This window comes from Micromonospora sp. TSRI0369, from assembly GCF_001905625.1.
Taxonomy (GTDB): domain Bacteria; phylum Actinomycetota; class Actinomycetes; order Mycobacteriales; family Micromonosporaceae; genus Micromonospora; species Micromonospora echinospora_A.
This window is the reverse complement of record NZ_LIVU01000002.1, coordinates 152964-166441: the sequence shown is the minus strand read 5'-3', so window position 1 is coordinate 166441 and position 13478 is coordinate 152964. Positions and strand designations below refer to the sequence as shown.

Annotated in this window: 8 protein-coding genes; 1 reads left to right on the top strand and 7 read right to left on the bottom strand. The window is 73.3% G+C overall.

Features of this window, described 5'->3' with window-relative positions:
• The first annotated feature begins 77 nt into the window (after nucleotides 1-77).
• Nucleotides 78-1142: a LacI family DNA-binding transcriptional regulator gene (locus tag AMK25_RS06055; RefSeq protein ID WP_013476124.1), complete on the top strand. Its 1065-nt coding sequence runs from the start codon at nucleotides 78-80 to the stop codon at nucleotides 1140-1142.
• On the opposite strand, the gene AMK25_RS06050 is transcribed toward AMK25_RS06055, so the two are convergent.
• The 7 genes from AMK25_RS06050 to AMK25_RS31820 are packed head-to-tail and all read right to left on the bottom strand — an operon-like array spanning nucleotide 1132 to nucleotide 13461.
• Nucleotides 1132-2766: a fucose isomerase gene (locus tag AMK25_RS06050; RefSeq protein ID WP_043325476.1), complete on the bottom strand. Its 1635-nt coding sequence runs from the start codon at nucleotides 2764-2766 to the stop codon at nucleotides 1132-1134. The two genes, AMK25_RS06055 and AMK25_RS06050, sit on opposite strands and share 11 nt — an antisense overlap.
• Nucleotides 2763-4316: an FGGY-family carbohydrate kinase gene (locus AMK25_RS06045; RefSeq protein WP_051611156.1), complete on the bottom strand. Its 1554-nt coding sequence runs from the start codon at nucleotides 4314-4316 to the stop codon at nucleotides 2763-2765. Before AMK25_RS06045 ends, AMK25_RS06050 begins: the two co-directional genes overlap by 4 nt.
• A 14-nt stretch (nucleotides 4317-4330) precedes the next feature.
• On the bottom strand, nucleotides 4331-5326 hold the full coding sequence (locus tag AMK25_RS06040; protein ID WP_073827189.1) for a substrate-binding domain-containing protein: 996 nt from the start codon (nucleotides 5324-5326) through the stop codon (nucleotides 4331-4333).
• 26 nt (nucleotides 5327-5352) lie between these two features.
• Complete coding sequence (locus tag AMK25_RS06035) at nucleotides 5353-6447, bottom strand: ABC transporter permease (protein WP_198937458.1); 1095 nt, start codon at nucleotides 6445-6447, stop codon at nucleotides 5353-5355.
• Nucleotides 6444-8057: a sugar ABC transporter ATP-binding protein gene (locus AMK25_RS06030; RefSeq protein ID WP_073827188.1), complete on the bottom strand. Its 1614-nt coding sequence runs from the start codon at nucleotides 8055-8057 to the stop codon at nucleotides 6444-6446. Before AMK25_RS06030 ends, AMK25_RS06035 begins: the two co-directional genes overlap by 4 nt.
• On the bottom strand, nucleotides 8054-10177 hold the full coding sequence (locus tag AMK25_RS06025; protein WP_073827187.1) for a family 43 glycosylhydrolase: 2124 nt from the start codon (nucleotides 10175-10177) through the stop codon (nucleotides 8054-8056). Before AMK25_RS06025 ends, AMK25_RS06030 begins: the two co-directional genes overlap by 4 nt.
• Complete coding sequence (locus AMK25_RS31820; protein WP_143194695.1) at nucleotides 10177-13461, bottom strand: DUF2961 domain-containing protein; 3285 nt, start codon at nucleotides 13459-13461, stop codon at nucleotides 10177-10179. The genes AMK25_RS06025 and AMK25_RS31820 overlap by 1 nt, the downstream gene beginning before the upstream one ends.
• Nucleotides 13462-13478: the final 17 nt, after the last annotated feature.

Below are 13478 nucleotides of genomic sequence, written 5' to 3'. Positions count from 1 at the left end.
GTGGCGGTCTCACTCCGGTACGTCACCATCCGACGGGGGCCGGGCCGGAGCGCCCGGGCGACGACGACGGGAGCGCGATGACGACCATCTACGACGTGGCGCGTCGCGCGGGAGTGTCGCCGGCGACCGTCTCCCGCGTCCTCAACGGGCGTGCCTCGGTCGACCCGGACATGGCCGCCCGGGTACGGCAGGCCGCGCAGGACCTCGACTACCGCCCGAACGCCGTCGCGCGCAGCCTGCGCCGCAGCCGGACCAGCCTCTGGGCGGTCATCATCTCCGACATCGGGAACCCGTTCTTCACCTCGATGGTGCGCGGTGTCGAGGACGTCGCGCAGGAGGCCGGCTTCTCGGTCGTGCTCTGCAACGGCGACGAGGATCCGGAGAAGGAGGCCCGCTACGTGGCGGCGGCCCTGGCCGAGCGGATGGCCGGGGTGATCATCTCCTCGTCCGGGCGGCCGGCCCTGATCAGCCGCCTGGTGCAGGCCCGCATCCCGGTCGTGGCGATCGACAGGCAACCACGCGGCGTCGAGGTGGACACCGTGCTGGTGGACAACACCCACGGCGCCGAGCAGGCGACCGCCCATCTGGTGGGCAGCGGCTACCGGCGGATCGCCTGCATCACCGGCCCACGCCGGATCTCCACCGCCATGCAGCGGCTGCGGGGCTACCAGCGGGCGCTGAAGGCGAGCGGACGCCAGACCACCGAGGACCTGATCCGGTACGCGGACTTCCGCGAGGAGGGCGGCTACCGCGCGATGGCCTCCCTGCTGGAGACCGCCGAGCCGCCGGACGCGGTGTTCGCGGCGAACAACCTGATGACTGTGGGCGCCCTCGAGTGCCTCGTGGACAACGGCATCGGCGTGCCCGACCCGTTCGGCATCGTCGGGTTCGACGACATCCCCTGGGCGCACCTGGTCCGGCCCTCGCTGAGCACCGTCGCGCAGCCCACCTACGACCTGGGGCGCACCGCGGCCACGCTGCTGGTCGAGCGGATCGCCGACCCGGCCAAGGCACCCTCGACAGTGGTGCTCCACACCGAGCTGCGGGTACGCGACAGCTCGGCACCGTCGGCCGGCCGGCAGGGCCACGCGGTGGGCCGTGCCCGGTCGCGCGGCACTGCCGCCGGCTCGCTCAGATCGTGACGTCCCCGCACAGGTGCACCCGTACGCCCAGCTCGGCGAAGAGGGCGGCCTTGACCCGTAGCGCGCGGTCGGCGGTGCCGGCGTCTGGCGCGTAGACCACGTTGACGTGGTTGGCCTTGTGCCGGGCCATCAACTGGTCGCGGCCCACGCCGTGCAACACGGCGTGCATGATCGGCCATTGCGGTGTGGTGGCGTCCAGCCGCCGCCGGGTCTCCGCCTCGGGCAGCGCCACCACCGTGCCGCGCCCGAGGTCGACGTGCAGGCCGCCGTCCATCACGAACACGCGCGACCAGACGATCTCCCCCGGCTTCGACACGCCGCTGAGCGTGCCGCCGCCGAGCGGGAAGTACATCGGCGGCTGACGCATGCTGTATGACCTGTCGTAGCCGCCGTTGTGCGACGCGGGCACCGCACCGGAGATCTCGAAGACCCAGACGAAGTGCTCGCCGTACTGCTGCCCCCAGCGGATGTCGTGCAGCGTCGTCGCCGGGTCCAGGCCCATCGCGGTCCAGATCCGGTTGGTGACCAGCGAGTCCACGGCGACGCCCTCGTCGACCTCGTTGAAGTGCGGCAGCGCGACGCCCGGGTACAGCTCCCGGGAGCCGTCCCGGCTGGTCACCGGGGGGCGTTCGACGTTGTTCAGCAGCCCCTCGGCCAGGTCGCTGGCCGGCACGGTGTCCTTGAGCCCCTGCTGGTACTGGATCCCGACGGCGTCCAGGCCGAAGTCGTCGGCGATGCGCAGCGCGGCGACGTACATGCGGCACTGGCTGAGCAGTTGGGCGTACGTCAGCTCGGTGGCCTCGTCGGTGCCGGTGTGGAACGTCATCCCGGCCGCCTCCAGCCAGGCCAGCACCGCCCGCGCCTCGGTGTCGCGCACCCGCGCCATCTCCGCCACCAGCGCGCTCTGCGACAGGCGTTCCTTGAAGACGCCGAGCGGGTTGAGCAGCTCGTCGTCGATGATGGCGTTGTACATGCCCATGCAGCCCTCGTCGAAGACGCCGATGACGGCCCGCTCGGAGACGAGCTGCCGGGCCAGCGCCACGCCGAGTTCGACCTCCTCGTCCGGCCGCAGCACAGGCAGCGGGCGTACGTGGCTCTCGTCGTGCGTCACCCGGCCAGTCTCCAGCCACTTCTTCAGGCCGTCGCGCGCCCACTCGTCGGTGAAGTCCTCGCTCCACAGCGTCGAGTACCGCACGCCCGCCTTGGTGAGGCTGCCGGCGAGGTTGAGCAGGCCCACCAGGCCGGGGTACTCGCCGCTCCAGTTCGCCACCAGCAGGATCGGCCCGCGGTGGGCGCGCAGCCCGGCCAGCACGTGGTGGCTGTACTGCCAGACCGCCTCCACCACGACGAGCGGCACGTCGGCCGGGATGCTCCGGAAGACCTCGATCCCGGCGCGCTGGCTGTCGATGAAGCCGTGTCTTTTGCCCGGGTCGACGTCGTGACCGCGCCGGACGTGCCAGCCGAGCGCGGTGACCGCGGCGGTGAGGTCGGCTTCGAGCTGCCGCTGGGTGGGCCAGCAGGTGACGTTCGCGCTCAGCCGCAGGTCACCGCTGGCGACTGTGTAGACGGTGCGGGGCGGGGCGGCCGGGCGCTCGACCGGCACGGGCAGTGTGTAACGGGTCACGGGGCAGCTCCCTCGGCGGGCGGACGGTGGGTGGAGCGGAACGCGCCCGGCAGGCGTTCCTGCCGGGCAGCAAGGGCGTGAACCACAGATCGGCTACCGGCGTACAGCTCGCGGTAGAGCCGGTACAGCTCGTCGTAGTCGGCGGCGGGTTCGGGTCGTGGCCGCCGCACCCCGGCGATCGGGTTCCACGTCTCGATCGAGACGTCCATCACGGTCCGGGCGGCCAGAAAGGCGCCGCCGTAGCTGGCGCCGATGGTCTGCGCCGGGATCTGCTGTTCCCGGCCGGTGATGTCGGAGACGATCTGGGTCCAGAGCCCGCCCCGGGTGCCGCCGCCGACCGCGACGATCCGGCGGATGTCGCCGCCGGCCGCCTCGATCGTCTCGATGTTGTGCCGTACCGCCAGCCCGGTCGCCTCCAGCGCCGCCCGGTAGATGTCGCCGGGGCCGTGCGAAAGGGTAAGACCGGCGATCAGGCCGCGGGCCCGGGGATCGAGGATCGGCGTGCGTTCCCCGGCGAAGAACGGCAGCATCAGCAACCCGCGGGCACCGGCGCCGGAGCGTTCGGCGAGGCGGAGCAGCTCGGTGTGGTCGGTGCCCGCCACCAGGTCGCGTAGCCAGCCGGTGATCGCGCCGGAGGTCGCCATCCCGCCGGCCAGGTTGCGGGTGCCCGGCAGCGCGCCGACGGTGCCCCACAGCGACGGGCTGGTCAGCCGGTGCGGCACGGTGTGCACGAGGAACATGGTGGTGCCGTACATGAGCATCAGGTCGCCCACGCCCTGCGCACCCACGCTCAACGCCTCCGACCAGGCGTCAATCGTGCCCGCCACCACCGGAACGCCCTCCGGCAGGCCGGTCTCGGCGGCGGCCCCGGCCGTCACCTCACCGGCCACGTCGCCGGGCCAGCACAGTGGCGGAAGCTCCAGTCCGGGTGCGAACGGGTCGATCCACGGCCGGTACCAGTCCTGGGCCTCGGTGTCGTAGAACGGCGTGCACTGGCTTGCCGAGTGGTGATCGAGCAGGTAGCGACCGGTGAGCCGGTAGGCCAGCCACGAACTGGGCATGAACAGCCGGCGGGCACGGGCGAACAGTTCCGGTTCGGTGTCGGCCACCCACGCGATCTTCGGGCCCGCCGCCTGGCTGGACAGCGCCGACCCGCACCGCTGGATGATCTCGTCGGCGCCGAACCGCTCGTTCATCCGCTCGATCTGCTCCCCGGCGCGGGTATCCACGCCGTAGAGGACGGCCGGGCGCAGTGGAGTGCCGCCGGCGTCGGTGAGCAGCACGCACGGACCCATGCCGCTCACCCCGACCGCGCACACCCGGACGTCACCCGGAGCCAGCAGATCCCGGCTGAGGGCGACGAACTCCCGCCACCAGATCCGGCCGTCCATCTCGACCCGGCCAGGGCCGGGCCGGTCGACCCGGTGCTCCAGGACCCGGGCCCGGACCAACCGCCCGTCGGGGTCGACGAGAACCCCCTTGCTGCTCGACGTGCCAATGTCCACGCCGAGCACCACCGGCGCCGCCCGCCGCACGCTCGCGCTGCGCATCCCGGCCCCCGCGCTCAGAGGCCACCGAGCTTCGCGTACGCCTCGGCGGCGTTCTCCCTGGTGATCCGCATGGTGCCCAGCGTGGTGGTACGCGGGACGTCCTCGGCGCAGTCGACGAGGATCTTCCGGGCCAGCTCGACCGCCTCCCGGCCGCCGGTGGCGTACTGGAACGTGGCGGCGAGGCGGCCCTGCTCGACGGCCTTGATCCCGCCGGAGGGCACCGGCAGCGCGTCGATGCCGGTGAACTTGATCCGCTGCGCCTTGCCCGCCGACTTCGCGGCGAGGTAGGCGCCCTCGGCCATCGGGTCGTTGTGCGCGTAGATCGCGGACACGTCCGGGTGGGCCTTGATCAGCGCGTCCGCCACCGACTGTCCCTTCTCCCGCAGCCAGTCGCCGGGCTGGGATGCGACGATCTGGATCTTCGGGTTGGCGGCGATGCCGTCGCGGAAGCCCTGCGCGCGCTCGGCGGCGGGGGTCGAGCCGGGTAGCCCGGCGATCTCGATCACCTTGCCGCCGTCGGGCAGCAGCGTCGTGGCGTAGAACTCGCCGGCCGCCTTGCCGATCGCCACGTTGTCGCCGCCGATGAACGCGGTGTACGCCTCCCCCTCGACCTTGCGGTCCAGCACGATCACCGGCACGCCCTGGTCGTACGCCTTCTTCACCACAGCGGTCAGCGGCTTGGCCTCGTTCGGCGAGATGATCAGCAGGTTGATCTTCTGGGTGAGGAAGTTCTCCACGTCGGCGACCTGCTTGCTGTTGTCCTGCGCGGCGTCGGAGACGACGACGCGGAAGCCGGGCACCGACTTCGCCGCCGTCTGCACGTCGTTGTTCATCACCTGCCGGTACGGCTCGGCGTTGTTGGCCTGGGACATGCCGATCAGGAAGTCCTTGCCGCCGCCGCAGGCGCGGGCCTGCCCAGCGTCGTCGGACGGCTTCTCGACGCTGCACCCCGTCGTGATCGCCAGCGCGCCGGTGGCCAGCAGCGCGAGCAGTGTGGTTCGCTTGTCCATCGGGTGGCTCCTCGGAGTCGGTTCGGTCAGGCGATGCCGCGGCGCAGCTTCTGCAGCGCCGCCGCGAGCACGATCACCAGCCCTTTGATCAGCAGCTGGACGTTGGCGTCGATGTTGTTGAGTGCGAGGATGTTGTTGAGGATGCCGAGCAGCAGCGCGCCGGCCAGGGTGCCGCCCATCGAGCCGGAGCCACCGGCCAGGCTGGTGCCGCCGATGACGACGGCGGCGATCGCGTCCAGCTCGTATCCGGCGCCGTCGTTCGGGCTGCCCTGGTTGAGCTGTCCCGCGTGCACCACGCCGGCCACCGCCGCCAGGAGGCCGGCGACGGCGAACACGGCGACCTTGACCCGCGTCACCGGCACACCGGAGAGCCGGGCCGCCTTCTCGTTGCCGCCGATCGCGTAGACGTGCCGGGCGAACGCCGTCGTCCGCAGCACCACCACAGCGGCCACCCCGATCAGGACGAACAGCACCGCCGGCACCGGGAACACGCCGTTTATCGAGCCGTTCAGCAGTTCGAAGGCGGGCGGCGCCTCCTGGGGTCCGTCGCCGTAGGCGATCGGGATGCCGAGTCCGCCGGACCAGATCCGGGCGATGCCCCGGGCAACCTGGAGACCGGCCAGTGTCACGATGAACGACTGGATGCCGAGGCGGGCCACGGCGTACCCCTGGAGCGCGCCGAACAGCGCGCCGATCGCGAGCACGGCGGCGACGGCAGGCAGGATGCCGAGCCCGGAGTCGACCATGAGCGTCGCGGTGCCGACCGCCGACAAACCGAGGATCGCCCCGACCGACAGGTCGATGCCGCCCAGCAGGACGACGAACGTCATCCCGATCGCGATGATGCCGATCTCCGACACCGCGCGGACGATGTTCCCCAGGTTGCTGGCGGTGAGGAAGAGGATCTCGCCGTCGCGGCGCGGGGAGGCGAGGATCGCCACGACGAAGACCACGAGCAGCGCGAAGAGACTCTGCACCGCGAAGAGCCGGTCGGCGAGTTCCCGGCGGCTGCGCGGCCGGCGCAGCCAGTGCGCTGTCGCGCCGCGCAGTCCGGCCGTACCGGCGGCGGGCGGCGCCCCGGTCACGGCCGGCTCGGGCGGCGGCACTCGGGTGTCGGTCATCGGTCGTCCCTTCCGGCGGCCGGGCCGCCCATCGCGGCCGCGAGGATGTCCTCGCCGGTGCAGCCGCCGGTGGCGAGGTCGGCCACGGCCCGGCCGCGGCGCAGCACCACCACCCGGTCGCAGACACCGAGCAGCTCGGGCAGTTCCGAGGAGGCGAGCAGGATGCCCATGCCGTCGCCGGCGAGCCGGCGCAGCAGCCGGTAGATCTCCGCCTTCGCCCCGATGTCGACGCCGCGGGTCGGCTCGTCCAGCAGAAGCAGCCGCGGCTCGGTGAGCAGGTGCCGGGCGAAGACCACCTTCTGCTGGTTGCCGCCGGAGAGCGCGCCGACCGGCGTGGCCGCCGACACCGTCTTGATCGCCAGGTCGGTGACCGACCGCGCGACGGCCGCCCGTTCCCGGCGTCGGCTGACGATCCCGGCCGTGGTCAGCCTGGACAGGGCGGCCAGCACGATGCTCCGGCCGACCGGGTGGTCCAGGACGAGCGCGGAGCGGCGCCGGTCCTCCGGGACGAAGCCGACGCCGGCCCGCAGTGCCGCGCGGGGGCGACGCGGCGCGTACGGGCGGCCGGCCAGCAGCACCGCGCCGGTGCGGCGACCCGCGGACCCGGCGCCGAACAGGGTCTCCAGCAGTTCGGTACGTCCGGCGCCCATCAGCCCGGCCAGGCCGACGATCTCGCCGGCCCGCACGGTCAGGCTGACGCCGTCCGGCTCGCAGCGGCCGGGCCGGGGCGTCCGGGGCCGCACGGCCAGGTCGGTGACACGCAGCAGCGGGCCGCCGCCGGCGGATCCGGGCGGCGGGCCGGGAGCGCCGGCCGTGTCCGCCGGGGCGGGCTCGAACAGCGACGCGGCCCGGCCGCCGACCATCATCGCCACGATCCGCCGCCGGTCCATCCGGCCGGCCGGTACGACACCGGCGACGGAACCGTTGCGCAGCACCGTCGCGCGGTCCGCGACGACCTCGATCTCCTCCATCCGGTGGGAGATGTAGACGACGCCGACGCCCCGGCGGCGCAGGCCGCCGATTGTGGTGAACAGCCGCCGTACCTCCCCGTCGGCGAGCGCGGCCGTCGGCTCGTCCATGACGAGTACGCGGGCGTCCAGGGCGAGCGCCTTGGCGATCTCGACGAGTTGCTGCTCGCCGACGCGCAGCGAGCCCACCGGGCGGCGCGGGTCGATGTCCGCGCCGAGCCGGTCCAGGTGCTCGCGCGCGGTGCGGCCCGCGGCCCGCCGGTCGACTGTGCGCAGCCGGGTCCGGGGCTCCCGCCCGAGCACGAGGTTGTCGGCCACCGAGAGGGCGGGCACCAGGTCGAGTTCCTGGTGGATGGTCGCGATCCCGGCGGCCTGGGCGGCGGCCGGGCCGGTGAACCGTACCGGCGTCCCGTCGACTGCGACTTCTCCGTCGTAGTCGGTGATCACGCCGGAGAGGATGTTGATCAGGGTGGACTTGCCCGCGCCGTTCTCGCCCAGCAGCGCGTGCACCTCGCCCGCCCGTACGTCGAAGTCGACGCCGTCGAGGGCCGTCACGCCGCCGAACCGCTTGGCCACTCCGGTTGCCGCGACCACCACCCGGCCGCTCGGGCCGGGCGCGTCGCGGGTGTCCACGCCGGTCACGGGATCGCGTTGATCGCGGTGTGCGCGGCGTCGGCGAACTGCACGTCCCGCCGGACCCCGCTCGCGGTCAGACGCCAGGTGCCGCCCGCGTACTGGCCCGGTGCCCAGGACAGGCCGCCGGAGCGCCACAGCGGCTGCCAGGCCGCCATCGCGTGGCCGGCGTCGTACCAGGTGTTGTCGCCGCGCCAGGCCGATCCCCACCGGTGCGCCGCGACCACCGAGAGCCCGTCGCCGGTGCTCATCGTCCAGCGGGGCATGCCGGTGACGTCACCTGTCGGCCGCGCCTCCACCGCCGGGTCGCCGACCAGCGGGGACGCGCCGTCGATGTTGAACGCCACCTCCCACACCGCTGCGGTCGGCCACCCGTTCACCGACCAGGTGACGTCGCTCTGCAACCCGGGGCCGGTCCACCGGGGCGTCACGGTGAGCAGCCAGTCGGCGGTGACCGGCTCGTCGCCGAACGGGATGCCGACCAGGTTGATCCGGGAGCCGTCGGCGGACACGTCGACCCGGGCCGGCGCTCCGGCCCGGTCGGTCACGTCGAACCGGCCGACGGCGAGGTACGGCCCGGTGCCCCGGTGCGACGAGTCGAGCGCGGGACGGTGATTGCCGGCCCCGGCCGGGTCGACGGCCAGCTCGGCGATCCGGGCGCTGGGCCAGGTGCGCACGTCGGCGCGCAGGAAACCGGTGGTCACCGTCCAGCCGCGCGCCACCACGCCGGTCGACCAGGTCAGCGGCGCCAGCCAGAGCCCGCCCTGACCCCAGCCGGCGTGGGTCAGGTACCAGTTCGAGCCGTCCACCACGACCTCGGCGGCGTGCGCGTCCAGCACCGTCACCTTCTCCGCGCCGTTGAAGCGCAGCGGGTCGCGGCTGCGGTAGACGGCCGTGCGCCGGTACGCGGCGCCGTAGTCGGTGCCGTCGCAGCAGACGAACAGGTACCACCACTCCCCCCGGCGCACCACGAACGGCGACTCCGTCTGCCCGCCCGCCCGGCCGGTGTGCGGCGAGGTGTACGCGATCGCGCGGCCGCTCCACGAGCGCAGGTCGGTGCTGGTCCGGTACGCCACGACATGGTTGCCGCCGGACGGGCTCGACGTGGCCGTGTAGTACATGACCCAGCGGTCGCCGACCCGGGTCACCATCGGGTCGCGGCCCTCCCACCCGTCGGTGAACAGCGGGTTGGCGGAGCTTCGGGTCCAGGTGAACAGGTCGGTCGAGGTGGCCAGGTGCATGCGGTACCGGGCGTAGTCCGGGTTACCGGCCGCGTAGAACATGTGGTAGACGCCGTTGTGGTGGACGACGTGCGGGGCCCAGATCCACTGCTCCCCGGCCCCGGGGTCGGCGGCCAGCGCCACCGGCCGTTTCGTCCACGGGCCGGTCGGGGTGGGCGCGGTGGCGTGCCCGAAGACCTTCTCGTCCTGCGGCGCACCGGGTTCGGCGTGGGTGATGCCGAACAGGTGCCACACGCCGGTCTGCTCGTGCCGCACCAGCGTGTGGTCGTTGTAGTACCAGGTCGTCGACTCCCCGGCGCTCGGGTCGTAGACGCGTGTGGACGCGCCCCGCGCCGGTGTCTCACCGAGCGTCTCGTACGGCGTGGTGGTGACCGCCGCGAGCGGGCCGACGCGACGCAGCGTCACCGTGTCCAGTCCGGCGAAGAAGCCGGTGGAGGACGCGGACCGGCCGGTCACCGTGACGGTGAGGCGGTGGGTGCCGGCCGTCAGCGACGCCGAGCCCAGCGGCACCGCCCCGGTGCGCTGCACCGCGCCCGCGTACCCGTCGAAGAGCTGGCCCACCGCCACCCCGTCGACGGCGAAGCGCAGCGTGCCGTAGTCGCCGGCCCGGGTGAGGACCGCGCCGAGGTCGTACTGCCCGGCCGGCACCGACGGCAGCGTGAGCGTCACCGCGTCACCGGCGCGGGCGCCCCGGAACCACAGTTGCCGTCCGCCGGACCAGCTCACCCCGCAGCAGTCGGCCTGCGCGCCGACCGGCGCGGTGGCGTAGAGGACGGCGAGCGACTCGGCCTCGAACCGGACCGGGTCGTCGGCCGCTGCCGGTCCGGCCGGGACCGCCACCAGGGCCACCCCGAGCAGGAGCGCCGCGAGGGCACGCCGGGCGCGCATCACGACACGCTCGGGCGGGGCAGGTCGGTGCCGGGGGCGAACCGGTCGTGCCAGCGGTTGCCCGGTGGCCCGAACCCACCGCCGGTGGAGAGCGCGACGAACACGTCGGCGGTCAGCCCCCTGGTGAACGCGACCACGTCGGCCCGGCCGTCGCCGTTGAAGTCCCCCACCCCGGGCAGTTCGTCGCCGAAGGCGAAGTGGTCGTGCCACTTCCAGGAGCTCTGCACGAAGCGGCCCCCGTCGGAGAGCGACACGAACACGTCGCCGGTCGTACCCCTGGTGAACGTCACGATGTCGTCCCGCCCGTCCCCGTCCACGTCGCCCACCGCCGGCAGCTCGTCGCCGGCGGCGAAGCTGTCGTGCCACTTCCAGCCGTCCTCCACGAAGCGGGTGCCGTCGGACAGCGACACGAACACGTCGCCGGTCGTACCCCTGGTGAACGTCACGATGTCGTCCCGCCCGTCCCCGTCCACGTCGCCCACCGCCGGGAACTCGTCGCCGAGCGCGAAGTGGTCGTGCCACTTGACGCCGGGTCCGAAGCCGGAGCCGGTGGAGAGCGCCACATAGACGTCGGCGGCGGCGCCGCGGGTGAAGGTGATGATGTCGGCGCGGCCGTCGCCGTTGACGTCGCCGACCGCCGGGATCTCGGTGCCGACGGCGAAGAAGTCGTGCCACTTGACGCCCGCGGAGTAGCCGGAGCCGGTCGAGAGCCCGACGTAGACGTCGGCGCTGTCGCCACGGGTGAACGTGATGACGTCCGCTCGGCCGTCGCCGTTGACGTCGCCGGTGAGCGGCACCTCCGCGCCGACCGCGAAGAAGTCGTTCCAGGGCCGGCTGTCCGGCACGAACCGGGTGCCGTCGGAGAGCGACGTGAACACGTCGGCGCCGGCGCCGCGGGTGAAGTCGACGGCGTCGTCGCGGCGGTCGCCGTTGGCGTCGCTGGTGTTGCGGGTACGGGTGATGGCCGACACCTCGGCCGAGGGCGCGGCGGCGTTGCCCGACCCGTCGACGGCAACGACCCGGTAGTAGCGGGTCTGCGCGGCCGGCAGCGGACCGTGCCGGAACGTGGTGGCACGTGTGGTGCCGACCAGGTTGGCGGCGGTGATCGCCACCCCCGGGTTCCGGGACACGTAGACGCGGTAGGAGACCACGCCGACGTCGTCGGTGGAGGGGGACCAGGTCAGGCCCAGCGCGTGCACGCGCCCGCCGGACAGGGTGAGACCGGCGACCGGTGCCGGGGCGACGGTGTCGGTGAACGGCGCGATCATGCTGTCGGCCAGGTATCGGGCGGCGGTCCAGGCCGGCGCGCCGCTCGCCGGGGTGAGCTGGACGGTCACCGCCGACCGGCCCGCCGTCAGCGCCGCGGGCAGCACGAACTCGTCGGCCAGCCAGCGCTGCCTGTCGTTGCCCAGCGGCTGGAGCCACACCCCGGCCGGTGTGCCGTCCACCGAAACGGCCGCCTGTTGGTAGCCACCGGCCTGGTCACCGTGGCGGCGCAGCCGTACCCCCTGGTTGGCCGGGTCGATCGCCAGCCGGAAGCGGACCGGGGCGGTGGTGGCGCGGACCTGGCCGGTCTGCGGGACGTTGTCGTCGTCGCCCTCGAAGGCGGCGGTGAGCGCGGTCTGGGTCGCCGCGGAGTCGGTGTACGCGTGCGCGGCGCGGCTGGCGGCGTCGCCGGTGACGACGGCGTCGGTCCGGCGCGTGGTGACGGTGCGCTGGGTGTAGAGGAACGCGGTCGAGGCGTACTCGGCGGGCATGTCGTTGGCCGGTCCGTGCTCGATGCCGAAGCGCAGCGCGGTGCCGTACGCCACCGCGTCGCCGATCATCAGCCGGTACGCGGCGTCGCACTCGTCGGCGCATCCGCCGCCGCGGACCAGGTGCGCGGTGTTGCCGGTGAAGACACCGCTGTACTCGCCACGGTTGAAGTACCAGCCCGACTCGTAGAAGTCCTCGGTGCCGGTGCCGTAGATCTGCGGCGTGGGCGAGCCGTCCACGTGCACCCGCTCGTCGCCCTCCAGGTAGTTGCGGGTGTTGCCGCCGATGATGTGGCCCCGCATGGTCTGCGAGACGCCGACGAACCGGCCCCGACCGGACTGGTCGGCGATGATCCAGTCCGCGCTGCCGACCGTCTCGGCGCGGCGTGACTGGGTGGTGAAGTAACCGGCGCTGCCGTCGGCGGCGAGCTGGGACGTCCACTCGGCGCCGGACGCCGACGTCACCTCGACCTCGACGCCGCCGACTGCGGTGCCCGTCGTGTTGACGAGCGTCACGGCGGCGGCGGTGCGGAACGGCATCGGCCACCATGCGCTGTACCAGCCGCCCGGCGCGGAGTCCATGGCGAACATCAGCGACCGGACGGTGCGCTCACCCAGCCCGGCGCCGAAGAACTCGCCGACCGGGCTGTCCACTGTCGTACGTCCGTCGAACGTCATCCGCAGCCGCAGCCCGGCGAGCGTCGGCGCCCCGGCCGCGGCGTCCGGTACGCGCATCCGCAGCGCGGTGATCGCGCGCGGCCCGGTCAGGGCGGCCAGTGACACCTGCCCCTGCGCCGGGGCGGTGACTGTGGCGCGGATGGTGGTGGCGCCGGCCTGGGCCGGCTTCGGGTCGCGGGTGCCGGCGGCACGCAGCAGCGCGACCACGTCGCTGGCCGGGTCGGCCGGATCGAACCGGGACACCCCTGCCGCGTCGGCGAAGGTGCGGTAGGTGACGTGATGGAACAGCGGGTTGTGCTGGGTGGTGATCCGCATGGACTCCCGGTAGGGCATGGGCACCTTGACCGTGACGCCGCCGGACGTCTGGTCGGCGTTGCTCACGAGCGGCGCGACGAACGGACTGCCGAGTCGCCCGTCCACCAGGTCCTGGAGGTCGGCCTGGACGACCACGACGCCGTCGAGTTCGACGCGGATCCAGCCGGTGGCGCGGACGTTGCCGTCGTCGCGGGTGAACCAGATCGACTGCACCTCGCCCGGACCGCGTGCCTCGGCGATCACACATCCCCCACTCCGACGCAGACACGACCAGGTGCCGACGAAGCCGTCGTCGTTGGAGCCGTCGCGGCCGAAGCTGGAGAACTGGTGGGTACGGGTGCCGGCGGCCAGCTCCGGCAGGCGGTCGAGCCGGCGGTAGGCGTCCCAGCCGATCGGTCCCTTGTCGTCGGCGACGGCGGGAGCGGGAGCGGACGCCGACGTGGCGGCCGGCGCGGCGGCGGACGAGGTCGCGGGCACGGCAACGGCCAGCAGCGCGGCTGCTGCGGCGCCGGCCCAACGGCCGATGCGAAGCCTCATCGGTGTCCCTTCCGAGC